This is a genomic window from Streptomyces sp. NPDC048191, from assembly GCF_040652655.1.
Taxonomy (GTDB): domain Bacteria; phylum Actinomycetota; class Actinomycetes; order Streptomycetales; family Streptomycetaceae; genus Streptomyces.
This window is the reverse complement of the sequence record NZ_JBEZMO010000014.1, coordinates 94,241-117,027: the sequence shown is the minus strand read 5'-3', so window position 1 is coordinate 117,027 and position 22,787 is coordinate 94,241. Positions and strand designations below refer to the sequence as shown.

Annotated in this window: 22 protein-coding genes and 2 pseudogenes; 8 read left to right on the top strand and 16 right to left on the bottom strand. The window is 73.6% G+C overall.

The genetic code is table 11. The features are described 5' to 3' along the window. Positions 1 to 10: 10 nt before the first annotated feature. Positions 11 to 526, bottom strand: coding sequence for an immunity 21 family protein (locus AB0D93_RS23110; RefSeq protein WP_362122146.1), 516 nt, complete (start codon positions 524 to 526; stop codon positions 11 to 13). A 26-nt stretch (positions 527 to 552) separates the two neighbouring features. Then, complete coding sequence (locus tag AB0D93_RS23105) at positions 553 to 1,038, bottom strand: rhodanese-like domain-containing protein (protein ID WP_362122144.1); 486 nt, start codon at positions 1,036 to 1,038, stop codon at positions 553 to 555. A gap of 94 nt (positions 1,039 to 1,132) precedes the next feature. Between AB0D93_RS23105 and AB0D93_RS23100 the strand changes: the two genes are divergently transcribed. Next, complete coding sequence (locus AB0D93_RS23100) at positions 1,133 to 1,579, top strand: Lrp/AsnC family transcriptional regulator (protein ID WP_362122142.1); 447 nt, start codon at positions 1,133 to 1,135, stop codon at positions 1,577 to 1,579. A 4-nt stretch (positions 1,580 to 1,583) separates the two neighbouring features. Here AB0D93_RS23100 and AB0D93_RS23095 read toward each other — a convergent pair whose 3' ends face one another. The 6 genes and pseudogenes from AB0D93_RS23095 to AB0D93_RS23070 all read right to left on the bottom strand — a co-directional run. Beyond that, entirely contained in the window at positions 1,584 to 4,574 is a 2,991-nt protein-coding gene (locus AB0D93_RS23095; RefSeq protein WP_362122140.1) for an SMC family ATPase, read from the bottom strand. Beyond that, positions 4,571 to 5,734 (bottom strand): exonuclease SbcCD subunit D, encoded by a 1,164-nt coding sequence (locus tag AB0D93_RS23090; protein WP_362122138.1) that lies wholly within the window; start codon positions 5,732 to 5,734, stop codon positions 4,571 to 4,573. Before AB0D93_RS23090 ends, AB0D93_RS23095 begins: the two co-directional genes overlap by 4 nt. A 107-nt stretch (positions 5,735 to 5,841) precedes the next feature. Next, a complete protein-coding gene (locus AB0D93_RS23085) occupies positions 5,842 to 6,471 on the bottom strand; it encodes a YigZ family protein (RefSeq protein WP_362122135.1) in 630 nt (209 codons plus the stop codon). A 117-nt stretch (positions 6,472 to 6,588) separates the two neighbouring features. Then, positions 6,589 to 7,131, bottom strand: coding sequence for a histidine phosphatase family protein (locus AB0D93_RS23080; RefSeq protein WP_362122133.1), 543 nt, complete (start codon positions 7,129 to 7,131; stop codon positions 6,589 to 6,591). Further along, positions 7,128 to 7,469, bottom strand: a pseudogene (locus tag AB0D93_RS23075) (hypothetical protein); the annotation flags it as partial. The gene AB0D93_RS23080 and the pseudogene AB0D93_RS23075, both read right to left, overlap by 4 nt. A 465-nt stretch (positions 7,470 to 7,934) precedes the next feature. Further along, positions 7,935 to 8,225 (bottom strand): annotated as a pseudogene (locus AB0D93_RS23070) (hypothetical protein); the annotation flags it as partial. A 147-nt stretch (positions 8,226 to 8,372) separates the two neighbouring features. On the opposite strand from AB0D93_RS23070, the gene AB0D93_RS23065 reads away from it, so the two are divergent. From AB0D93_RS23065 to AB0D93_RS23055, 3 genes are all read left to right on the top strand, one after another. Beyond that, positions 8,373 to 8,780: a CoA-binding protein gene (locus AB0D93_RS23065; protein WP_362122131.1), complete on the top strand. Its 408-nt coding sequence runs from the start codon at positions 8,373 to 8,375 to the stop codon at positions 8,778 to 8,780. Between the two features lie 215 nt (positions 8,781 to 8,995). Continuing rightward, on the top strand, positions 8,996 to 10,636 hold the full coding sequence (locus AB0D93_RS23060) for an APC family permease (RefSeq protein ID WP_362122129.1): 1,641 nt from the start codon (positions 8,996 to 8,998) through the stop codon (positions 10,634 to 10,636). A 64-nt stretch (positions 10,637 to 10,700) separates the two neighbouring features. Further along, positions 10,701 to 11,924 carry a 4-hydroxybenzoate 3-monooxygenase gene (locus AB0D93_RS23055; RefSeq protein ID WP_362122127.1) on the top strand — a complete coding sequence of 408 codons (1,224 nt, stop codon included), beginning with the start codon at positions 10,701 to 10,703 and terminating at the stop codon, positions 11,922 to 11,924. On the opposite strand, the gene AB0D93_RS23050 is transcribed toward AB0D93_RS23055, so the two are convergent. Then, positions 11,918 to 12,280: a metalloregulator ArsR/SmtB family transcription factor gene (locus AB0D93_RS23050; RefSeq protein WP_362122125.1), complete on the bottom strand. Its 363-nt coding sequence runs from the start codon at positions 12,278 to 12,280 to the stop codon at positions 11,918 to 11,920. The two genes, AB0D93_RS23055 and AB0D93_RS23050, sit on opposite strands and share 7 nt — an antisense overlap. Before the next feature lie 815 nt (positions 12,281 to 13,095). On the opposite strand from AB0D93_RS23050, the gene AB0D93_RS23045 reads away from it, so the two are divergent. After that, complete coding sequence (locus tag AB0D93_RS23045; RefSeq protein ID WP_362122349.1) at positions 13,096 to 14,076, top strand: cation diffusion facilitator family transporter; 981 nt, start codon at positions 13,096 to 13,098, stop codon at positions 14,074 to 14,076. Between the two features lie 92 nt (positions 14,077 to 14,168). Here AB0D93_RS23045 and AB0D93_RS23040 read toward each other — a convergent pair whose 3' ends face one another. Both AB0D93_RS23040 and AB0D93_RS23035 read right to left on the bottom strand, forming a co-directional pair. Further along, positions 14,169 to 14,726: a YbaK/EbsC family protein gene (locus tag AB0D93_RS23040; protein ID WP_362122123.1), complete on the bottom strand. Its 558-nt coding sequence runs from the start codon at positions 14,724 to 14,726 to the stop codon at positions 14,169 to 14,171. A gap of 32 nt (positions 14,727 to 14,758) precedes the next feature. Beyond that, the gene (locus AB0D93_RS23035; protein ID WP_362122121.1) at positions 14,759 to 15,331 is read right to left on the bottom strand and encodes an XRE family transcriptional regulator; all 573 of its coding nucleotides are present in this window, start codon (positions 15,329 to 15,331) and stop codon (positions 14,759 to 14,761) included. Positions 15,332 to 15,438: 107 nt separating this feature from the next. Here AB0D93_RS23035 and AB0D93_RS23030 point away from each other — a divergent pair, with 107 nt between their 5' ends. After that, a complete protein-coding gene (locus AB0D93_RS23030) occupies positions 15,439 to 16,296 on the top strand; it encodes an EamA family transporter (RefSeq protein ID WP_362122119.1) in 858 nt (285 codons plus the stop codon). Between the two features lies 1 nt (position 16,297). Here the strand turns inward: AB0D93_RS23030 and AB0D93_RS23025 are convergent, their stop codons facing one another. Further along, positions 16,298 to 17,062 carry an acyltransferase gene (locus AB0D93_RS23025; RefSeq protein ID WP_362122117.1) on the bottom strand — a complete coding sequence of 255 codons (765 nt, stop codon included), beginning with the start codon at positions 17,060 to 17,062 and terminating at the stop codon, positions 16,298 to 16,300. 108 nt (positions 17,063 to 17,170) lie between these two features. On the opposite strand from AB0D93_RS23025, the gene AB0D93_RS23020 reads away from it, so the two are divergent. Continuing rightward, entirely contained in the window at positions 17,171 to 17,698 is a 528-nt protein-coding gene (locus tag AB0D93_RS23020; protein WP_362122115.1) for a gamma carbonic anhydrase family protein, read from the top strand. A 10-nt stretch (positions 17,699 to 17,708) separates the two neighbouring features. Here AB0D93_RS23020 and AB0D93_RS23015 read toward each other — a convergent pair whose 3' ends face one another. Continuing rightward, a complete protein-coding gene (locus tag AB0D93_RS23015) occupies positions 17,709 to 18,356 on the bottom strand; it encodes a DedA family protein (RefSeq protein ID WP_362122113.1) in 648 nt (215 codons plus the stop codon). A gap of 252 nt (positions 18,357 to 18,608) precedes the next feature. On the opposite strand from AB0D93_RS23015, the gene AB0D93_RS23010 reads away from it, so the two are divergent. Next, positions 18,609 to 19,670, top strand: a complete 1,062-nt coding sequence (locus AB0D93_RS23010; RefSeq protein ID WP_362122111.1) for a lysylphosphatidylglycerol synthase transmembrane domain-containing protein — start codon at positions 18,609 to 18,611, stop codon at positions 19,668 to 19,670. Between the two features lie 66 nt (positions 19,671 to 19,736). On the opposite strand, the gene AB0D93_RS23005 is transcribed toward AB0D93_RS23010, so the two are convergent. The 3 genes from AB0D93_RS23005 to AB0D93_RS22995 are packed head-to-tail and all read right to left on the bottom strand — an operon-like array spanning position 19,737 to position 22,785. Further along, complete coding sequence (locus tag AB0D93_RS23005) at positions 19,737 to 20,810, bottom strand: class I SAM-dependent methyltransferase (protein WP_362122109.1); 1,074 nt, start codon at positions 20,808 to 20,810, stop codon at positions 19,737 to 19,739. Beyond that, complete coding sequence (locus tag AB0D93_RS23000) at positions 20,807 to 21,988, bottom strand: glycosyltransferase (protein ID WP_362122107.1); 1,182 nt, start codon at positions 21,986 to 21,988, stop codon at positions 20,807 to 20,809. The genes AB0D93_RS23005 and AB0D93_RS23000 overlap by 4 nt, the downstream gene beginning before the upstream one ends. Further along, complete coding sequence (locus AB0D93_RS22995; protein WP_362122105.1) at positions 21,985 to 22,785, bottom strand: alpha/beta hydrolase; 801 nt, start codon at positions 22,783 to 22,785, stop codon at positions 21,985 to 21,987. The genes AB0D93_RS23000 and AB0D93_RS22995 overlap by 4 nt, the downstream gene beginning before the upstream one ends. Between the last annotated feature and the right edge of the window lie 2 nt (positions 22,786 to 22,787).

Below are 22,787 nucleotides of genomic sequence, written 5' to 3'. Positions count from 1 at the left end.
GGGGCCCCGGTCAGTGTCCGAGCCGTCTGAGCTGCACCAGGCCGACCCAGGTCTCCGGTCCGGGCTGGACGTACGCGGCGCGCACCGCGTACGAGCCCGGTTCCAGCGGGATGCGCAGGTGCTCCTGGCTCGCCGCGGAGCCGCCCGGCCAGGCCGAGTCGAACAGCAGCACCGGGCCGGGCACCCGCCAGTGCACCTCGCTCCCCCACACCGCCGTGTCGAGAGCGGCGGGGACTCCGGCGAGCAGGTCCGCCTCCGAGTGCGCGGCGGACCACCGTACGAAGGTGCCGTGGTCCGGCAGGTACGAGGTGGAGGCCGGTTCGTCCCCGAACACCAGGGCCGCGCTGTCACCGACGGGCAGCAGCCCGACGTAACCGTCGACCTCGCACGCCCGGTCGTAGTCCGTGTCGAGTTCCTCGCTGTCGGCGCCCGCCCAGAACGGCAGCACCGTCTCCGGGACGGCTATCAGCGGGCCGCCGCCCGATTCCACCCACTCCAGCGCGCCTGGATCCGCGTATCGAGCCATGGGCCAAGAACCTACACGGGCTTCGGTCAGCAGCCGCACTCGCCTTCGACCGGCGCGGTCAGCGGGTCGGCGGCGCGGCGCGCCGGGCCCTGCCAGGTCTCGTAGGCGAAGCCCTCGCGCGCCCAGTACTCGAAGCCGCCGAGCATCTCCTTGACCTGGTAGCCGAGTTCGGCGAGGGCGAGGGCGGCGCGGGTGGCCCCGTTGCAGCCGGGGCCCCAGCAGTACGTCACCACCGGCACGGACCTGTCCAGGAGTTGCCCGGCCTGCTCCGGGATGAGCGCGGTGGGCAGGTGGACGGCGCCGGGGAGGTGGCCCTGGTCCCAGGACTCGGTCGAGCGGGAGTCCACGACGACGAAGCCGGGGTCGCCGCCGGCCGTGAGCGCGGCGGCCACGTCGGAGACGTCGGCGTGGAAGGCGAGGCTCGCCCGGAAGTGGGCGGCCGCCTCGGCGGGCGCGGCGGGCGGTACCCGCAGGACGGGGTTCACGGAGGTCTGGGAGCTCTTGGTGATCATGACTGGAAATCTACGGTCCGCACCCCGGACCTTGAAGGGGGAATCCACGGCGCTCCTCTTGTCCCCTCCGGGATTTCCCTGCTATCCATCCGGGATGACCGTGTATTCCCCGGACGCCACCGACTGGCGCATACTCGAGGTCCTCCAGCGGGAGGGACGGGCCAGCTACGCCGAGCTGGCGCGGGCCGTCTCCATGTCGCCCAGTGCCGTCACCGAACGGGTGCGGCGGCTGGAGGACGCGGGCGTGATCCAGGGGTACGCGGCGGTCGTCGACCCCGAGCGGCTCGGCCTGCCGATCCTGGCGTTCGTCCGTCTCCGGTACCCGAACGGAAACTACAAGCCGTTCCACGACCTGGTGGCCGCGACGCCGGAGATCCTGGAGGCCCACCATGTGACGGGCGACGACTGCTTCGTCATCAAGGTCGCCGCCCGGTCCATGTCCCACCTGGAGGAGATCTCCGGGCGGATCGGCGCGCTGGGTTCGGTGACCACCAGCGTCGTGTACTCCTCACCGCTGCCCCGGCGCGCGCTCGGCCGCTGACCGGTCAGACCCCCCGCTCCCGCAGCACCGATCCCGATCTGCCCTTGACGACCTCGAGTTGGGCGTGGATCCGGCGCCGCAGGTCGGGGACGTGGCTGACGATGCCGACGCTGCGGTCGCGTTCGCGCAGGGAGTCGAGGACGTCGAGGACCTCGTCCAGGGTCTGGTCGTCGAGGCTGCCGAAGCCCTCGTCGATGAAGAGGGTGTCGAGGCGGACACCGCCGGCCTCGTCGGTCACGACGTCCGCGAGGCCGAGGGCGAGGGCGAGCGAGGCGAAGAAGGTCTCCCCGCCGGACAGGGTGGCGGTGTCGCGTTCGCGGCCGGTCCAGGCGTCGACCACGTGCAGCCCGAGCCCGCTGCGGCCGCGTCCGCTGCGGTCGTCGGAGTGGACGAGGGTGTAGCGGCCCGACGACATGCGCTGCAGCCGCGCGGTCGCGGCGGCGGCGACCTGCTCCAGCCGGGCCGCGAGGACGTAGGACTCCAGGCGCATCTTGCGTTCGTTGTCGGCGGAGGTACCGGCCGTGAGGGCGGCGAGACGGGCGACCCGGTCGTGCTCCGCGCGGAGCGGGGCGAGCCGCCGTACGGCCTGCGCGGCCTGCAGGGAGAGGCGGTCCAGCTCGGCGCAGCAGCGCTCCGCCGCGTCACGGGCGGAGGCCGCCTCGCGCAGCCGGTGTTCGGCCGCGGCGGCGGTGCGCTCGGCCGCGGCCGGGTCGGCGGGCGGCCGCTGGGCGGCGGCCGCGGCGTCGGCCTCCGCCAGCATCGCGCGCACGGCGGCCTCCTCCGTCTGCCATGCGTCCAGGCGGTGCTGCAGCTCGCGATGGGCCGCGGCGTCCAGGAGGGCGGCGGCCGCCGCCTGCGGGGTGTCGAAACCGGCCCGGTAGGCGGCGTCGGCGAGGCGGGCGTCGGCGTCCTTCAGCCGCTGGGCGGCGTCCTCGGCGGTGCGCGCGGCGTCGGCGGCGTCGGTCAGCAGCGTCACCTGCCGCTCCAGCTGGGCGGCTCGGGCGGCCACACTGCCCGACCCGCCGCGTGCCTTGGTCAACTCCGCCTCCAGTTGCGCCTGTTCGCGCTCCAGCGTCTCGCGCCGGGTGAGCCGGGACGCGGTCCGTACCGCGGCCTGCTGGCGGTCGGCGAGGCGCTGCTCGCGCTCGCGCTCGGCGCGCCGCAACTCCTCGTGGGCGGCGTGCAGCACGGAGGCGTCGCGGCGGGCGCGGGCGTACTCCTGCTCCAGTTCGGCCGCGGCTTCTTCGAGTTGGGCGGTGGGTGTGTCGCCGGCCTCGGCGGTGGCGGCGGCGAGGGCCTCGCGGACGACGCCGAGCCGCCGCTCGTCCTCGGTGTGCTGCTCCTCGGCGCGCTGGTAGGCGGCGAGGGCCTGCTCCTCGGTCTCGCGGTCGACGTGCCCGGCGACCTTGCGGGCCGGTGCGGGGTGTTCGGTGGCTCCGCAGACGGCGCAGGGCCGGCCGGCGATGAGGTGGGCGGCCAGCTCGGCGGCGATGCCGGTCAGGCGTTGTTCCTTGAGGTCGAGCCAGTGGGTGCGGGCGTCCAGCGTGCGCTGCCCGGCGGCGAGTGCCCGGCGCTGGGCGTCCTCCAGGTCAGCGGCCAGCTCGTCCCGGGTGCGGGCCGCGTCGAGGCGCCTGCGCATCGGGTCCCGCTGGACGGCCAGCTGCTCGGCGCGGGTGGCGGCCTCCTGTGCGGAGTCGACGCGGGACTGCAGTGCCGCGCGGGTGGTGTCCCACTCGGCGAGCCACCCCTCGGCCTCGCGGAGCACGTCGTCGTCGGCGCGCTCCTGGCGGTCGAGCCCGGACCGCTCCTCGGTCAGCTCGGCGAGCCGCCGTTCGGCGCGGCGGGCCGCGTCCAGGCCGCCCAGCTCCTCGGCGGCCCGGCGGGCGGCCGAGGCGAGCCCTGCGGTGCCCGCGTCGGCGTAGGAGCCGGGGAGCAGGCCACGCGTGCGCGTCTCGGCCGCGGTCGCCCTGCGGTGCTCCTCCTCGGCGGCCTCCCGCAGCTCCAGCGCGGGCGCGACCGCCTCCGCCTTGCGGGCCCTCTCCATGCGCCGCTGGGCCTCGTGATGGGCGCCGGACCGCTCCTGGAGCCGCTCGGCGCGCCGCCTGGCCTCGGTGAACCGGCCCTGCAGCCGGGCCAGTTCGCGTACGTCGTCCAGGGCGCGCCGGGTCTCGGCGTGGGCGGTCTCCGCGGCGGCGAGGCGGCAGTGGGCGACGGTGAGCCGTTCACGGGCGGTGGCGCGGGCGACGGCGGCGGCACCGAGGACGGCGTCGGCCAGGCCCGGGTCGCCGGGCACCGGCTCGGGCAGCTCCATCGCGTCGCCGGCCTCCTGCTGCATGCGGTGGGCGTCGGCGAGCAGCGCCGCGTCGCCTTCCCGCACGCGTGCCTCGGTTGCGCGACGGCGCTCGGCGAGGCGCTTCTCTACGTCGGCGAAGCGCCGGGTGTCGAAGAGGCGGCCCAGCAGCCGGCCGCGGGTCTCGGCGTCGGCACGCAGGAAACGGGCGAAGTCGCCCTGGGGCAGGAGAACGACCTGGCAGAACTGCTCGCGGCTCATGCCGAGCAGCTGGGTGATCTCCTCGCCGATCTCCTGGTGCGAGCGGCTGCGGTCCTTCCAGGCGCCGGCCGTGGCGTCGTATTCGCGCAGCCAGGTCTGGGCCTTGTCGACGGTCGTACCCGTGCCGCGCAGTTTGGGCCGCTCCCAGGGCGGCTGCCGGGTGATCTCGAGGCGGCGGCCGGAGACGGTGAGGTCGAGGCGGACCTCGGTGCGGGTGCGCGGCTCGGCGTGGTCGCTGCGCAGGTTCATGCCCTGGCCGCTCTGCCGGGCGCCGGGGACGGAGCCGTACAGGGCATAGCAGACGGCGTCCAGGACGGAGGTCTTGCCGGCGCCGGTCGGGCCGTGCAGGAGGAAGAGCCCGGCGGCGGACAGGGCGTCGAAGTCGACGCTCTGGGAGCCGCCGAACGGCCCGAAGGCGGTGATGTCGAGCCGGTGCAGCCTCACCGGGCCACCTCCCGTACGGCGTCGTCGGCGCGCACGGCGTCGAAGGCCTCGCGCAGGACGGCCGCCTCCCGGTCGTCGGGTCCGGCGCCGCGCACATGGGCGACGAAGTCCTGGGCGATCTGCTGGTCGCTGCGGCCCGCGAGGCGCCGGGCGTACGACACCTGGGGGTCGTCCGGGGCGCGCTCGGGGGCGAAGACGAGGCTGAGGGTGTGCGGGAAGCGGTCGGCGAGCCGGGCCATGGGGTCGGCGGGGCGGACGGGGTCGGTGAGGGTGGCCTCGACCCAGGCGTCCTGGTGGCGGGCGAGGTCCGGATCGGCGAGGAGGTCGTCCAGCGTGCCCCTGATGCGGGCCAGCGCGCGGGGGACCGGGCAGTCGACCCGCTCGGCGCGGACGGATCCGTCGGCGCCCAGGTCGACCAGCCACATGCTCTTGCGGTGGTCGGCCTCGGAGAAGGAGTACGCGAGCGGGGAGCCCGAGTAGCGCACGCGCTCGGTGATGGTCTGGCAGCCGTGCAGATGGCCGAGCGCCACGTAGTCGACGCCGTCGAAGACGCCGGCCGGTACGGCGGCGACCCCGCCGACGGTGATGTCCCGCTCGCTGTCGCTGGCCTGGCCGCCGGTGACGAAGGCGTGGGCGAGGACGACCGAGCGGGTGCCCGGGGCGCGGGTGGCGAGGTCGGCGCGGACGCGGTCCATGGCGGCGCCGAGCACGGTCTCGTGGCCGGCCTTCTCCACCGCGAACTCGTCCTTCACCAGGGCCGGTTCGAGGTACGGAAGGCCGTAGAAGGCGACGTCGCCGTGGGCGTCGGTGAGGACGACGGGGGTGCCGGCGGCCGACGGTTCGGTGCGCAGGTGGATGCCGGCGCGGTTGATGAGTCCGGCGCCGACGCCGAGCCGACGGGCCGAGTCGTGGTTGCCGGAGATCATCACCGTGGGCACGCCGAGGTCCGCGAGGCGGTGCAGGGCGTCGTCGAACAGCTCGACGGCGGCGAGCGGGGGCACCGCGCGGTCGTACACATCGCCCGACACGACCACCGCGTCCACCTCGTGCTCGCGCACGGTGGTGACGAGGTGACCGATGAACTCGGCCTGGGCCCCGAGCATGTTCACCCGGTGGAAGGCCCGGCCGAGGTGCCAGTCGGACGTGTGCAGGAGTCTCATGATCCCCGAGACTAACGGCCGGGTCTGACATCACGGGCGGTTACTCCCGTATCAGCCCGTCATGACCCGCCACCCTCATGCCCGTTATGCCCGATTAGCGGCGAACATCACGCATCTCCGTAGGCTTCGCCGCCCAGTTCGAAGCCTGCCGTGCCCGCCGTCACATCGGCGAGCCACGCGCGGAACGCGTCCACGTCGGCGTCCGGCAGCCCGATCCCGATGGTGACCGCCGCCTCGCCGTAGCGGACGTCCCGGACCTCGCGTCCGGTGGCGCGCAGGTCGTTCTGGACCTTGCCCGCGCGCTGGTGGTCGACGGTCACCGTGGCCAGCCGGAAGCGGCGCCGGGTGAGCGTGCCGAGTGTGTCGAGGGCCTCGCCTACGGCGCCGCCGTAGGCGCGGATGAGTCCGCCGGCGCCGAGCTTGACGCCTCCGTAGTACCGGGTGACGACCGCGACGACGTAGCGCATCTCGCGGCGCAGCAGCATCTGGAGCATGGGGACGCCGGCCGTGCCGCCCGGTTCGCCGTCGTCGCTGGCCTTCTGCACGGAGGCGTCGGCACCGATGACGTAGGCCCAGCAGTTGTGGGTGGCGTCGGCGTGCTCCTTGCGCACGGAGGCGATGAAGTCCTGCGCCTCCTGCTCGGTGGCGGCCGGGGCGAGGGCACACAGGAAGCGGGAGCGGTTGATCTCGATCTCGTGCACACCCGCGCGGGCGACGGTGCGGTACTCGTCCTGCATCCCGTCAGCGTATGCGCTCCACCGGGGGCGCCGGACGGGCGGCGGCGCCCGTCGCCGTCGGCCGCCGCCCGTGACGTCGTCGCGGCCGCGCGGCGGAGCCGCATACCGACACGCGCCTCAGCGCTTTCGGCCCCGCGGCACCGTGAACGACGTCAGGAGGGCCGCACGGGGGCCGAGGGCCGGCCAGCCGGTGCCGTGCCAGGAGAGCACGGCGATCGCGGACGTCGGGAACTTCGTCCGCACCCGGTCCAGCGTGTCGTCGAGCCCGTCGCCCGCCAGCTCCAGGACCAGCTCCTCCAGCCCGGGGTTGTGCCCGACCAGCAGCAGCGTCTCCACCTCGGGCGGCGCCTCGTGGACCACCTCCAGCAGCTCCGGTACGTCGGCCGCGTACAACCTCCGGTCGTAGCGCACCGGTGGCGGGGTGCCCCACTCGGCGGAGGCCAGTTCCCAGGTGCGGCGCGCGCGTACGGCCGTGGAGCACAGGGCGAGGTCGGGCAGGAAGTCGGCCTCGGCGAGGGCGCGCCCTGCAGCCGGGGCGTCCCGCAGACCGCGCGGCGCGAGCGGCCTGCGGTGGTCCTCCACGCCCTCCGGCCAGGCGGACTTCGCGTGCCGCAGCACCACCAGCCGGCGCAGCGGGCCCGTGCCCGCCCGCGCGGTCACGTCAGGCTCCCGAGATCGCGCGCGAGGTCGAGGGCGAGCAGACGGTCGGCGTAGACATACGTCTCGAAGCGGGAGCCGTCGGCGAGCTCCGGGGCGCTCTCCACGGCTCGCAGCACCTCCAGCACGCCGCGCACGTCGAGATCGTCCTCCCAGGCGGACCGCAGCCGCGCCCGCACCTCGTCGGGCACGGGCCGCGAAGGCTGCCGCGCCCATCCGGCGACGGCCCGCCGCCACCGGGCCAGCCGTCCGGCGGCCTCCTCCAGGACGGCGAGGTCGAGCCGGACGGCTTCACCTCGCGGGACGGACAGCAGAGCGAGCCGGAATGCGGAGGGGTCGGAGAGGAGGGGCCCGAAGTCGGGAGCGGGGCGGGGAGCCGGCCCGGGGGCGCGGTCGGGAACCGGCTCGGACGTACGGCCGTGAGCCGGCCCGGGGCCGCGGTCGGGAGCCGGCTCGGAGGTACGGCCGTGAGCCGACCGGGCAGCGGGCTCCGGCTCGTCCGTGGCACCCGGCCTCCCACGGGCCGGTTGCTCGCTGTCGCCGGTGCCGAGGCCCGCAGCACCGGTCCCCTCCGGCGACGGCACGCCACCGACGACGGGCCCCGCCGCCGCTCCCGGCACCCCGCCACGACCGGACCCTGCAGCCCCGCCGATCGCCCCGGTCGCGCCCGGGGTGCCCGGCACCGCCCCGGACGGGCCCGCCGAGGACGCGTCCCTCCCCCCGCCGTCGACCCGCTCCCCCGCCCACACCACCGGCGCCACCCACACCACCGGCCCCCCGCCGGGGGCATCCGCCGGACCGGCCGTCACATGGATCGCCTGGGTCTCCCCGAGGCCCGAGGCCAGGTCACGGGCGTTCTCGAAGGGGTGGATGGACAGGGCCGTCGCGGCCGTGCCGAGCTCGGCGTGGTCGTGGGGCGCGGTGAGGGTCGTCCAGACGGGGGTGCCGCCCAGTTCCAGGGCGCGGACCAGGAGGTCTGCGGTGAGCAGCACCCGCAGGGCCGTCGGATCGAGGCCGGAGGCATGGGCCTCGATGCGGGTCAGGCCGCGGCGGGCGGGGACGGGCTCACCGGTTCGGGCGTCGAGGATGCGCAGCACGGGCTGAGCGTAGGCGGGCGGAGGGTCGTACGCAGGCATCTCGTGCCGATTCCGGACACGGTGGCGAGGGGCGCGGGGCGGGAATCGGGACCCGCCGGGCCGCTGTTGCCGAGGTGAACAGTTCCCCGCAGCCCCGAGGAGGCGGCCGTGTACGGCGACGAAGCGACGATCCGCAGGATCCTGACCGAGCTGGGTGACACCTGGGCGGTGGTCGGCCTGTCCACCAACCGCGACCGGGCCGCGTACGGGGTGGCCCAGGCGCTCCAGCGGTTCGGCAAGCGGATCGTGCCCGTGCACCCGAAGGCGGAGACCGTGCACGGAGAGCGGGGGTACGCCTCCCTCGCGGACATCCCCTTCGACGCCGACGTGGTCGACGTCTTCGTCAACGGCGAGCTGGCCGGCGCGGTGGCCGACGAGGCCGTGGCCAAGGGCGCGCGGGCGGTGTGGTTCCAGCTCGGTGTCGTGGACGAGGCCGCCTACGGGCGGACCCGGGCGGCCGGTCTTGACATGGTCATGGACCACTGCCCAGCCATCGAAATTCCCCGTCTGGGCTAGCGAATCTCTCCTTCTACCAACAATTCGCCGCTGAATATTGACATTCCGACTGGCCATCTGACCTGTGACAAGTCAGTAACCGAGTGTGGGACCAAGACACCGAAGATCCCGGGTCAAATTTTGGTTAACAGTCTTTTGCTGACTCAGAAAGCATCCCTAGCCTGTGGCCTCCTTGCTCGTTAACGCTGCGTACAGATCTGAGAGGGCCACTAGACATGGCGAACGTCGACCAGGCTGCGCCGGTAGCCAAAAGCGACACCGGTGGCGGCCTGCGCCGCGATGTGGGACTCATCGGCCTGATGTGGGCCTCGGTGGGTTCCATCATCGGCTCCGGCTGGCTCTTCGGCGCCGAGAAGGCCGTCGTGGCGGCCGGCCCCGCGGCGATCATCTCGTGGGTGATCGGTGCGGTGGCGATCGTGCTGCTCGCACTCGTGCACGCCGAACTCGGCGGCATGTTCCCGGTGGCGGGCGGTACCGCCCGTTACCCGCACTACGCCTTCGGCGGCCTGGCCGGTATGTCCTTCGGCTGGTTCTCCTGGCTGCAGGCCGCGACGGTGGCCCCGATCGAGGTCGAGGCCATGATCGGCTACGCCAAGCACTGGCACTTCGCCGACGGCCTGCAGAACACGAACGGCACGCTCACCACCAGCGGCATCGTCGTCGCGGTGCTCCTGATGGCCGTGTTCGTCGCGGTCAACTTCCTCGGTGTCCGCGTCCTGGCGCACACCAACAGCGCCGCCACCTGGTGGAAGATCGCGGTCCCGCTCGCGGCGATCTTCATCATCGCCATCGGCAACTTCCACCCGGGCAACTTCACCTCCCAGGGCTTCGCGCCCTTCGGCGCCAAGGGTGTCCTCACCGCGATCAGCTCCAGCGGCATCATCTTCGCCCTGCTCGGCTTCGAGCAGGCGATCCAGCTGGCCGGCGAGAGCCGCAACCCGAAGCGTGACCTGCCGCGCGCGACGCTCGGCTCGGTCGCCATCGGCGCCGTGATCTACCTGCTGCTCCAGATCGTGTTCATCGGTGCCCTGCCGCACGCCTCCTTCGCCAAGGGCTGGGCGAACCTGGCCTACGCCGGCATCAGCGGCCCCTGGGCGGGTCTCGCCTCGCTGGTCGGTCTGGGCTGGCTGGCCTGGGTCCTGTACGCCGACGCGATCATCTCCCCCGGCGGCACCGGCCTGATCTACACCACCGCCACCTCCCGCATCTCCTACGGCCTGGCCAAGAACGGCTACGCGCCGAAGGTGTTCGCCAAGACGGACTCGCGCGGTGTGCCGTGGTTCGGTCTCGCGATCTCGTTCGTGACCGGCATCGTCTGCTTCCTGCCGTTCCCGAGCTGGCAGACTCTGGTCAGCTTCATCACCTCGGCGAGCGTGCTGATGTACGCGGGCGCCCCGCTGGCCTACGGCGTCTTCGCCGACCGGCTGCCGAACCACGAGCGTCCGTACCGGCTGCCCTTCGGCAAGGTCATCTCGCCGCTGTCCTTCGTGGTCGCCAACCTGATCATCTTCTGGTCCGGCTGGGACACCCTGTGGCGCCTGGGCTGCGCGATCCTGATCGGCTACGTGCTGCTCGGCTCGTACGCCTGGTACGCGATCCGCAAGAACCTGCCCAACGCGCCGCGGCTGGACTTCAAGGCCGCGCAGTGGCTGCCGCCCTACCTGGTGGGCATCGGCGTGCTCTCCTACCTGAGCACGTTCGGCGGTAACGGTGACCTGCCGCTGTGGTGGGACATCCTGGTCGTCGCGGCGTTCTCGCTCGGCATCTACTACTGGGCCAAGGCGACCGCCTCCAAGCCCGAGCAGATCGAGCGCGACATCGAAGAGGTCGTCGTCACCGACGCCCCGGCGCACTGACCCGCTCCACCCCCGGTGTCCCGTCGGCCGAACCCGGCTGACGGGACACCGTCATAATGCGGGGATGATCTTTCCTTCCCCCCACCCCGGCTCCGCGCCCGAGGAACGCCGTACGGTCGTCGTCGTGGGCGCCGGGCCCGCCGGGCTCACCGTCGGCAACATCCTGCGGGCCGCCTCCGTCGACTGTGTCGTCCTGGAGACGGAGAGCAGACAGTTCATCGAGAACCGGCCCAGGGCCGGGGTCATCGAGGAATGGGCGGTGCGGGAACTCGGCCGGCGCGGACTGTCCGAACGGCTCCCGGAGCGCGCCGAGTCGCACAGTGCCTGCGAATTCCGCTTCGACGGCGAGCGGTACCGCTTCCCCTACGCCGAACTGACGGGCAGCCGCCACTACGTCTACCCACAGCCGCTGCTGGTGACGGACCTGGTGCGGGAGTACGCCGACGTGCGCGGCGGCGACATCCGCTTCGGCGTGCGCGACGTCATGCTGCACGACCTGGACTCGGACCGGCCGGCGGTGTCGTACCGGTGCCCGGAGACGGGTGAACGGCGGCTGCTGCGCTGCGACTTCGTCGCGGGCTGCGACGGGGCGCGCGGGGTGACGCGGGACGCGATACCCGCCGAGCACCGGCGGATCGCGCGGCAGGACGACGGCATCGGCTGGCTGGCGCTGCTCGCGGAGGTCCCGCCGTCGACGGACTGCGTCCTGTTCGGCGTCCACCCGCGCGGTTTCGCCGGGCAGATGCCGCGCGGTCCCGAGGTGACCCGCTTCTACCTCCAGTGCCCGCCCGGCGACGATCCGGAGAACTGGCCGCACGAGCGGGTCTGGGCCGAGTTGCGGGAGCGGCTCGCCGCGGCCGGGGCGCCCCCGCTCTCCGAGGGGCGGCTGATCGAGAAGCGCGTCCTGGACATGCACCACTACGTCGTCGAGCCCCTCGCGCACGGGCGGTTGTTCCTGGCCGGGGACGCCGGTCACCTGGTCGCGCCCATCGCCGCGAAGGGCATGAACCTCGCGCTGCACGACGCCTTCCTGCTCGGCGACGCGCTCACCGCGTACGTCACGAAGGGTGACGGCAGCGGCCTGGACGACTACTCCGCCGCGTGTCTGCGCCGGGTGTGGGACTACCAGGAGTTCTCGCAGTGGCTGTCGGACATCTACCACGGTGTCGCGTCGGGTGACCCGTTCCGCGCCGGCACCACCCTGGCCCGGCTGCGTCGGCTGTTCACCTCGCCGGCCGCGGCGGCGGCCTTCGCCGAGCAGTACCTCGGGACGGCAGCCGCCTACTGAGGTTCGGTGCGCCGCTCGGCGAGGTGGTGGTCCGCCGTCTTCAGGGCCTCCTCCACCAGGCGGCGCAGGTGCCCGTGCGGGAGTGAGTAGATCACCCGGCGGCCCTCCTTGCGGGTCTTCACCAGGCCCGCGAGCCGCAGCCGCGCCAGATGCTGGCTGACCGCGGGACGGGCCGCGCCGCACGCCTCGGTGAGCGTCGTGACATCGGCCTCGCCGGTGGTCAGGGCGTGCATCAGGCTGAGGCGGGTGCGGTCCCCGAGCAGGGCCATCAGCTCGGCGGCGCGCGCGAACTGCTCCTCGCCGGGAGTGCGCGGGTGCGCATGGTGTGCAGGTGACAGGTGCATGCGTGCGCTCATACGCACATAATGGGTGCCGTGGGCGCCCCGCGTCCACTCCCGCACGACGGAAGGGGATCCACGTGAACGACCGGCACGCCCATGAGCACGCCCAGCGGGAAGAAACCGGCGTGCCCGGCCACGGCGATCCCTTGAACCGGCAGGACGGGGAAGGACCCGGCGACAACGCACGCCGGCAGGACGGGGAAGGCCCCGGCGACAACGCCCGCCGGCCGGACGAGGAAGCGCAGCACGACGGCCAAGAGGACAACGAGCACGCGCACGCTCACGCGCATCCCGGGCCGGAACACGAGGAACCCGCACTCGCGGGTTGGGAGGCGGCGCGGGACGAGGACGCGCACGCCACGACCAACGCCGGGCCGACCCGGCGCCAGGACACGCACCCGGGCAACGGACCCGTGCGAGGCCAAGACGCGGACCCGGGCAACGGCTCCGTCCAAGGCCGAGACGCCCACCCAGGCGGCGGACCCATGCACGGCCACGACACGCACGCAGGTAACCGGCCCGTGCGGAGCGTGAGCGAAAACGCGGTCGGCGGACGCAAGCCGTACCAACGCACGGACACGGACACGGGCAGCGGCACCGAGCCGCACCCGCACCCGCACCCGCACCCGCACCCGCACCCGCACCCGCACCCGCACCCGCACCCGCACCCAACCAGCGGTCCCACGGACTCGCACCCCCACACGGCCGACGGCCCCACGCCGGACCAGCACACCCACACGACCGACCACGTCACACCGCACCAGCACCCGCACGGTCACGGTGGGGGCGGTCACGACCACGGTCACGCGGGCCACACCCACGCCTCCGGTCTGCGTCACCGGCTCGCGCACCTCCTCAGACCGCACTCGCACGACAGCGCCGACAAGGTGGACCGGGCGCTGGAGGCCTCGGGGCGTGGGATGCGGGCGCTGTGGGTTTCGCTGGGGGTGCTCGGGGTGACCGCGCTGACGCAGGCGGCCGTGGTGGCCGTCTCCGGGTCGGTGGCGCTGCTCGGGGACACGGTGCACAACGCCGCCGACGCGCTCACCGCCGTACCGCTCGGCATCGCCTTCGTACTGGGGCGGCGGGCGGCGACCCGTCGGTTCACCTACGGCTACGGCCGCGCCGAGGATCTCGCGGGGCTGGTGATCGTGCTGACCATCGCGGCATCGGCGGCCTTCAGCGCGTGGGTGGCCGTGGGACGGCTGCTCGCTCCGCGCCCGGTCGCGCATCTGCCGGCCGTCGCGGTGGCCGCGCTGGTCGGGTTCGCGGGCAACGAGTGGGTGGCCCGGTACCGGATCCGGGTGGGCCGGCAGATCGGCTCGGCCGCGCTCGTCGCCGACGGCCTGCACGCCCGCACCGACGGTTTCACCTCCCTGGCGGTGCTGGTGGGCGCCGGGGGGTCGGCCCTGGGGTGGCAACTGGCCGACCCCGTCGTCGGGTTGGCGATCACGGCCGCGATCCTGCTGGTGCTGCGGGACGCCGCGCGCGAGGTGTTCCGGCGGATGCTGGACGCCGTCGATCCGGCTCTGGTGGACCGAGCCGAGCGGGCGGTGCGGGCGGTGCCGGGAGTCCGCGAGGTGGGCGAGCTGCGACTGCGGTGGATCGGGCACCGGCTGCGGGCCGAACTCGCGGTGGTGGTGGACGGGGAGACGACGCTGCGGCAGGCGCACGCGATCGCCGTCGACGCCGAACACGCCCTGCTGCATGCCGTACCGAGGCTCACGGCCGCCCTCGTACACGCCGATCCGGCTCCGGTGCCGGGCGAACGGGACCCGCACCTGGCGCTGGCCCACCACCTGCCGGTGTAGGCGGCAGCCTCGTTCCGGCCGAGGGCGCTCCCGCCCGGTCCGGAGTGCGGTTCCCGCCCGGGTCCGTGGAACGCATCTGCCCTACGCCGGCCTCAGACGACGCCGAGACCCTCCAGCACCACGGCGCCCGGCAGTTCCGCGAGCGCCTTGCCGGGCACCAGGAGCTTGCCGCGTCGGCGTCCGCTGCCGACCAGGACGTAGGGAAGGTCGACGACGGCCGAGTCCAGCAGTACCGGCCAGCCGGCGGGCAGTCCGATCGGGGTGATGCCGCCGTACTCCATGCCGGTCTCACCGGTCGCCGTCTCCATCGAGGCGAAAGAGGCCTTGCGCGCGCCGAGTTGGCGCCGGACGACGCCGTTGACGTCGACCCGGGTGGTGGAGAGCACCACGCACGCCGCCAGGGTGGTCTCGCCGCCGCGCTTGCCCGCGACCACCACGCAGTTCGCCGACTGCTCCAGCAGGTCGCGGCCGTAGTGCTCCACGAAGACGGCCGTGTCGGCCCAGCGCGGGTCCGTGTCGACGTAGAGGACGCGGTCGGCGGGGACCGCGCCCTGCCAGTGACGTACCGCGTCGGCGACCGGGGCGATCAGCTCCTGGAGGCAGTCCGGGACGGGGGTGGCGGTGTCGAAGTGTCCGAGGGGCGCGCGCATGGCCGCACGCTAACAGCCGTCCGTGGCGCGGTTCAGCGCACGGGCGGCACCGAGACGGCCATCACCATGTCCATCGGGACGTCGCCCTCGTTGCCGTACGTGTGCGAGGTGCTCGCCTCGAACGTGGCGCTCGCGCCCGTCGGCACCCGGTGCTTGACGCCGTCCACGGTGAGGGTCAGTTCGCCGGCGGTGACGTGGACGAGTTCCACCGTGCCCACCGGGTGCGGCTCCGAGGGGCTGGACTCACCCGGCATCAGCCGCCAGTCCCACATCTCGACCGGGCCCGGCGCCTCCGTGCCCGCGAGGAGGCGGTTGTAGCTGCCCGCGTCGGTGTGCCACAGCCGTACGGCCTGCTCGGCGGGGACGATGCGGACGGTGGGGCCCTGCTCGTAGTCGAGCAGGGTGGTGATGCTGATGCCGAGCGCGTCGCCGATCTTGACGACGGTGCCGATGCTGGGGTTCGTGCGGGCCTGCTCGATCTGGATGAGCATGCCGCGGCTGACCCCCGCCCGGGCCGCGAGCACGTCCAGGGTGAAGCCGCGCACCGTGCGCCAGTGCTTGACGTTGCGCGCGAGGGACTGGGTCAGCAGGTCGAGGTCCGACACATCACGTCCATCGATGAAAGTTTAATATATAGGATGACAGGGTTCACTGAACTGAACTACGGTGAGATGCACCTGATCGTTCACCGAACTGTACTGCGAGGCCGGCCGTGACAGCATTCTTCGCCCTCACCACCAGCCTCCTGTGGGGGCTGGCCGACTTCGGCGGCGGACTGCTGACCCGGCGTACGCCCGCGCTGACGGTCGTGGTCGTCTCCCAGGCCATCGCGGCGACGGTGCTGGGCGCGATCGTCCTCGCGACCGGCGGATGGAGCGATGCCGGGCCCCGCCTGTGGTTCGCGTTCGCCGCGGGGCTGGTGGGACCGGTGGCCCTGCTCTCCTTCTACAAGGCCCTCGCCCTCGGCCCCATGGGAGTCGTCTCCCCGCTCGCGACCCTGAGCGTGGCCGTGCCGGTCGGCGTGGGCCTCTTCCTCGGCGAGCGCCCCGGGCTGTTCCAGGTCGCGGGCATCGCGGTCGCCGTCAGCGGGGTCGTCCTCGCGGGCGGTCCACAGCTGCGCGGCGCGCCCGTGCAGCGGCGGACGATCCTGCTCACGCTCGTCGCGGCCATGGGGTTCGGCACGGTCTTCGCGCTGATCACGGAGGCCTCGACCACCGTCACCGGGCTGTTCCTCGCCCTGTTCGTGCAGCGGCTGACGAACGTCGCGGTCGGCGGGGCCGCGCTGGTCGTCTCCGTCCGGCGGGGCGGCCCGGCCGTGCCGGAGGGCGGCTTCCCATGGGCCTCGCTGCCCGCGCTGGCCTTCGTCGGACTCGCCGACGTGGCCGCCAACGGCACCTACGCGGTCGCCGCCCAGCACGGCCCGGTCACCGTGGCGGCCGTCCTGGCCTCGCTGTATCCGGTGGTGACCGCGTTGGCCGCGCGCGGCTTCCTCAGCGAGCGGCTGCGCGCCGTCCAGGCCGCGGGCGCGGGGCTGGCGCTGCTCGGCACGCTGCTGCTGGCGACCGGCTGAGTCAGCCCTCGGTCTCGAGTTCCGCGAGCCGGGCCACCCCGTCCTCGTCCAGTTCCGCCAGCGCGCGCAGCTGCTGCGGCGTCATCCCTTCCGGGATCGGCACCGGGGCCGGGGTCCTGAGCGGTGGCTGCCAGCCTCCCTCCGCCGTCCAGCGCCGCACGACCCGGGCGGGCGCCCCGGCCACCACGGCGTGGTCCGGCACCGTGCCGCGGACCACCGCACCGGCCGCGACGACGACGTTCCGGCCGATCCTCGCGCCCGGCAGGATCACCGCGCCGGTGCCGATCCAGCAGCCCGGGCCGATCTCCACCGGCTCCATGCGCGGCCACTGCCTGCCGATGGGCTGGTGCGGGTCGTCGTAGGAGTGGTTGGTGGAGGTGACGTAGACGTACGGGCCGAAGTAGCAGTCGCTGCCGATGGTGACCGTCGTGTCCGCGATGACGTGGCTGCCGCGGCCGAGGACCACCCCGTCACCGATGCGCAGGATCGGGTCCGGGCCCAGGTCGAGGTCCGGCATCAGGCCTGCGGTCAGCGTGACCTGTTCGGCGACGATGCAGTGGGAGCCGAGGTAGATCCAGGGCTCGCCGAAGACCGTGCCGAGGGGGAAGGCGAGCCGTGTGGCTTCGCCGATGGCGCCGAAGTGCAACCGGCCGGGGTGCTCGGCGGTGACGGAGCCGGTGCGCTGGGCCCAGGCCCATGCCGCGTGTACGGCGCGCTGGGCGAGGCCCTGCCTCCAGGATGAGAACGTGTTCTTGCGCTTCGGCACGGGGTCACGTTACTCATCGGTTGTCTTCGGCGAGAGGGTGGGCTGCTGTGATCTTTGCCCCACGCCGTGTCGTACCGTGCGGGTACTTACGGACACGAGGAGACGGTGATGACGCAGCAGGCGCTGATCGTGGGTATCGGGGGCAGGGAGCCGCAGGTCGATCCGGAGGCGTTCGTGGCGCCCACGGCTTCCGTGATCGGTGATGTCACGCTGCACTCGGGGGCCAGTGTCTGGTACGGGGCCGTGGTGCGGGGCGACGTCGAGAAGATCACGGTGGGGGCGCAGGCGAACGTGCAGGACAACGTCACCCTGCACGCGGACCCCGGGTTTCCGGTGAGTGTGGGTGAGCGGGTGTCCATCGGGCACAACGCCGTGGTCCATGGAGCGACGGTGGAGGCCGACTGCCTCATCGGGATGGGGGCGACCGTGCTGAACGGGGCCGTGATCGGCGCCGGATCGCTCGTGGCCGCTCAGGCTCTGGTGCCGCAGGGGATGGTCGTGCCGCCCGGGTCGCTGGTGGCCGGGGTGCCGGCGAAGGTGCGGCGGGAGCTCACCGAGGAGGAGCGGCAGGGGGTCACCCTCAACGGCACGATGTACGCCGAGCTGGCCAAGGCGCACAAGGACGTGCACCAGTAGGCCGGGAGGTTCACTCGCCGGCGCCGACGGGTTCCGCTTCCCGGTCGTGCTGCTGCTGTGCCTTCTTCGCCTTGCGTCTGATGATCAGCATGGTGGCGAGGCCGAGCACCACCGCGGCCGCCAGGCCCACGTAGGAGAACTTCTTCAGCCAGCCCTCGGCGACCACGCCGACGTAGTAGACGGCGGCCGTCGTGCCGCCCGCCCAGCAGATGCCGCCGAGGACGTTGGCGATCAGGAACTTCCAGTACGGCATGTGGAGGACGCCCGCGAGCGGGCCGGCGAAGATGCGCAGGAGGGCGATGAAACGGCCGAAGAAGACGGCCCACATGCCCCACTTCTGGAACGACCGCTCGGCGGTGGCCACATGGCCCTCGCCGAAGTGTCTCGGGAACTTGTCGCCCAGCCAGGCCAGCAGCGGACGGCCCCCCTTGCGGCCGATCGCGTAGCCGATGGAGTCGCCGATCACGGCACCGGCGGTGGCGCACACGCCGAGGACGACCGGGTTGATGCCCGTGTGCTGGGAGGACATCAGCGCCGCCGAGACCAGGATGATCTCTCCCGGAAGGGGGATGCCCAGGCTCTCCAGACCGATCACCAGGGCCACCACGGCGTAGACGGCGGCCGCGGGCACCGTGTCGAGCCATTCCTGGACGTGCACCGCGGGATCCTCCCCTGTCGCTGTCCCTGCCTTGCCGGGCGCCGCATGTAAAGCGCGCCCCAAGGGAAGGCTACCTGGTCGGCCGTGAACAGGGGCTCGCACGCATCCGCTCAGCGGCACCGTCCCGCCCTCGGTCCTTCGGTTCTCGGACATCCCGGTGTCACGCGGGTGGGGAAGGCTCCCCGGGGTTTCGCCCGACCCGCCTCCCCCAGGTCCCCGCCGCGGGGCCCGCTGCGGAAGGACGACGTCCCCGTGTCCTCACTGTCCCCGTCCCCCTGGCTCTCCTCTCCCCCCTGCTCCCGGTCCGCGGATCCCCCGTCCGCCCGGCCCACCGCTCCTCCGGGCCCCGGACCGGGGGCGGCGCCCCGTCCCGCGTACCTGCCGGCGGCCCGGCACATGCGGCTGGTCCTGTGCCTGGCTCCGCTGCTGCTGGCCGGCGGGTGGGCCGTCGCCAACCGGCCGGTGATGTACGAGGGGATACGGCGGCTGGTCGCGGCCGACCCGGGGTGGCTGCTGGCCGGGGCCGGTTTCACCTGCCTGAACTGTGTGGCGGCCGCGTGCGTCCGGCAGGGTGCCCTGCCCGACCGGGTGCCGCCGGGCCTGCTGCTGGCCTCGCAGTTCGCCGCCGGTGCCGCCAACCACGCGCTGCCGGGCGGGCTCGGCGCCCATGCCGTCACCCTGCGTTTTCTGCGCGGCCGTGGGGTGCCGCCCGCCCGGGCCACCGCCTCCATCGGGCTGTACTCGCTGGCCAAGTCCAGCGCGAAGACCGTGGTGCTGCTGGTGTTCATGGCGTCGTCGCCGGCCTGGCGGCGCCTCGGTGATCTGGTCCCGGACGGACGGATGGTGGTCCCGGTCGTCTGCGTCGCGGGCGGCGTCGTGACGGTGGCGGGGGTGCTGCTCACGGTCGTACGACCGTTGCGGCGGCCGGTGGCCGGGCTGCTGCGCTCCGCCCTCGCCGATGCCCGGGAGGTGCACGGCCGGCCCTGCCGGGTGATCGCGCTGTGGGGCGGGGCGGCCGCGATGCCGCTGGTGCAGGGGAGCACCCTCGCCTGCGTCGGTGCCTCGCTCGGACTGGGGTTGCCCTGGCAGCACGTGGTGCTCGCCTATCTGGCGGCGGGTACGGCCGTCGGGGCGGTGCCCGCGCCGGGCGGGTTCGCGGTCGACGCGGCGCTGGTGTGGACGCTGGTCACCTTCGGCAGCGCCCCTGCGGTGGCCACGGCGACGGTCATCGGATACCGGGTGCTGACCGACTGGGTGCCGCTGCTGCCGGGCACCCTGCTGCTGTCGGCGCTGATCCGTGCCAAGGTGCTGTGAGCCGATTCCGCTCTCCCGGTGCCGGTCGGGCGCCCTCGACGGCGACGGTACCGGGCCGTGCCGCGGTCACTCGCGGCGCGCCACCAGGCGGTAGGCGTTGGACAGGCCCAGGCGGTGGGACAGGGGGCGGATCGCGAACCGGTCGAGGAGGGTCGCGGTGACGAGCGCGGGCACGCCGGCGAGGAGGAGGACGGCGCGGGCGGCGCGGCGCAGGGCCCCCGGCGGCTCGGGCAGCCAGGGGGCGTCCTCACGGGCAGCGGCGTGGTCCAGGGCCAGCCAGACCGCGGCGAGCAGGTCCACCGGGTCGTGAGCCTCGGCGTGCTGCTCGGCCAGCACCGTGAAGCCCAGCTCGGTCAGCCGTCGCCGGAGGTTGGCCACGGGCATGAAGTGCAGGTGCTGCGGCTGGAGCCAGGGCAGCCACCAGCGGCCGAGCAGCCGGGCGTAGCGGCTCTCCGGGTCGGGCACCTCGATGAGGAGGTGGCCGCCGGGCCGTACGGCCTCGTGGGCGGCGCGCAGTTCGCGGTCCGGGTCGGTGCTGTGCTCCAGGTAGTGGAACATGCTCACCACGTCGTAGCGGGCGGTGAGTTCGGGGGCGAGGGCGGGGAAGGCGCCACGGTGTGCGTGGTCCACGCGGCCTTCTCGGGCGGCGAGTTCGACTCCGTCGGTGAAGTCGAGCCCGTCGAACGAGGTGCCGGGCAGGACGGCGCGGGCGCTCGCGCAGAAGTGTCCGTGGCCGGTGCCGACGTCCAGCCAGGTCTTCGGGGCGGGGTCGTACGGCAGCATCGCCTGGGCGCGCGCCCGGTACATGGCGCCGCGACCGCCGAAGGTGCCGCTCATGCGCTGTTCGCCGAGGCCGTCGTAGAAGTCCCGGTAGTAGAACTCCAGGCCTTCTTCGGTCAGTCGGGGGTTCTGGAAGATGTGGCCGCAGTCGGCACATTGGTCCAGGGTGAAGCGGCCCGGCTTGTGCTGGAGCAGGTCGGTGGTGCGCAGACGGGGGGCGAGCCGCCCGGAACCGCACCAGGGGCAGTCGGTCCGCCGGGCAGCGAGGAAGCGGTCGGTGCCGGCGGCCAGGTCCCGCTGGTAGGCGAGCCGCAGCGCGGCGATGCCGGCCGCCTTGTCGGTACGCGCGTTCTCGGTCATCGGCTCTCCACTGCGAGATGTTCGACATGACCCGCCGCTGCCCGGGCACCGCCCGCCGCACGGAAGGCGGTGCGGATCCGGGCGGCGGCAGCTCGGTGGGCGGGGTCGGTGAGGACGGTGTCGAGGGCCGCGCCCAGCCGGTCCGCGCGGACCCGGCCGAAGCGGACGCGGACTCCGGCCCCCGCGTCCACTACCTGTCCGGCCACCACGGGCTGGTCGTCGCGGATGGGCGCGAGGACGAGCGGGACGCCGTGCCACAGGGCCTCGCACACGGTGTTGTGTCCCGCGTGGCAGATGACGGCGTCCATCCGTTCCAGCAGCGGGAGTTGGGGGACGGCGGGCAGGACCAGGACGTCCTTGTCGTCGTGCGGCACCGCGAGGACGCCGCCCGGGTCGGCGATCACCGCCTGCACGCGGTCGGCGCGTTCCCGCAGCGCGGCGAGGCACTCGGTGAGGAACCGGCCGCCCGCGTCGGCGTTCGCCGTGCCCAGCGTCACCAGGACCTTCGCCCGGCCCTGTTCCAGTCGGTCCCAGGGGAAACCGGGTCCTGCCGGGCGGCCGGCGAGGGAGGGGCCGACGTAGTGGATGTGCGGAGCCAACGGCGCCAGCGGTCCGATGAGTTCGGGCGTGCTGAAGATCAGCAACAGGTGCGGTGAGGAGCGCGGGTCGGCGGTGCCGGACGGGTCACCGATGCGGGCGCGCAGCTCGGTCAGGCGGTGCCGCAGCCAGGCGGCGACCTTCGGCAGTCCGTCGTAGGCGCCGGTGAACTCCGCCGAGGTGGTGGCGGCGGTGGCCCAGGGCAGCCCGAGGCGCTCGGCCACCAGGGCGCCGGCGAAGGCCTGCTGGTCGGCCACCACCACGTCCGGACGGAACGCCTCGGCCGCCGTGCGGACACCGGGCGCCATGGCGTCGGCGAGGGGCAGGAGGTACCACTCCCAGAGGAACTTCAGCGCCTCGGCGCCCCGCAGGCCCGGTGGCCGTACGACGCCCTCGGCGCCCGGCACCGGCCCCGCGCAGCCGAACACCTCGGCGCCCGCGCCCGCGAGGCGCCGCACCAGCGCGGGGTCGGCGCACACCCAGGCCACCCGGTGCCCGCGCGCGGCGAGTTCGGCGGCGATGCCGACGGCCGGGTTGACGTGCCCGGTCAGCGGTGGCACCACGAACAGGAAGGCGCTCATCGGACCGCCACCCCGGCGCCGATCAGGTCAAGGATGTGCGCACCGACGGCCTCAGGCGCCTCCACCAGCACCGAGTGCTCGTGCCCGGGCAGTACGACGGCACGGTAGTCGGTCAGCAGCGCTTCCATCGACGGCACCAGGTCCGCGAGATCCGACTCGCCGCCGTACACGCCGAGGACCGGGCAGCGTACGGCCCTGATCGCGTCCTCGGTCAGCACCCGGCTGGCGGGGATGTCCCGGCCGAGGGTGGTCTCGCGGGCGAGCCGGGCCGCGCCCTTGGCCAGCCGGGCGGTGTTGTGGCCCCGGTGGGCGGTGATCCAGGCGATCGCGTCGGGCTCGTTGTGCGCGAGTTCGGTCATGACCCGGTCGAGGATGCGGCCGAGCTTCGCCGCCCACACGGTTGTCGCGGGCTCGGACTCGATCAACGTCAGACTGGCCGTACGTTCCCGGTGCCGGGCCGCGTAGCCGAAGGCGATGGTGCCGCCGTAGGAGTTGCCGACCAGATGGACGGGTCCGGTGACGCCCAGCCGGTCGAGGAGGGCCTCCAGGTCGTCGACGTTGTGGTCGAGGGTGTAGCCCTCGGTCGGGCGCTCGCTGCGGCCGTGGCCGCGCAGGTCGTACATGACGACGTCGAGTCCGGCCGCGGCGAAGCGTGGTGCGACGGTGAAGTAGTAGCTGGCCAGGCTGTCGGTGAGCAGCCCATGCACCAGGACGACGGTGGCGTGCGGGACCCGGCCGTCGGCCGGTCCTGTGCGCTGGACGTGCAGCCGGATCCCGCCGGCCTCGATCATCGCCATGG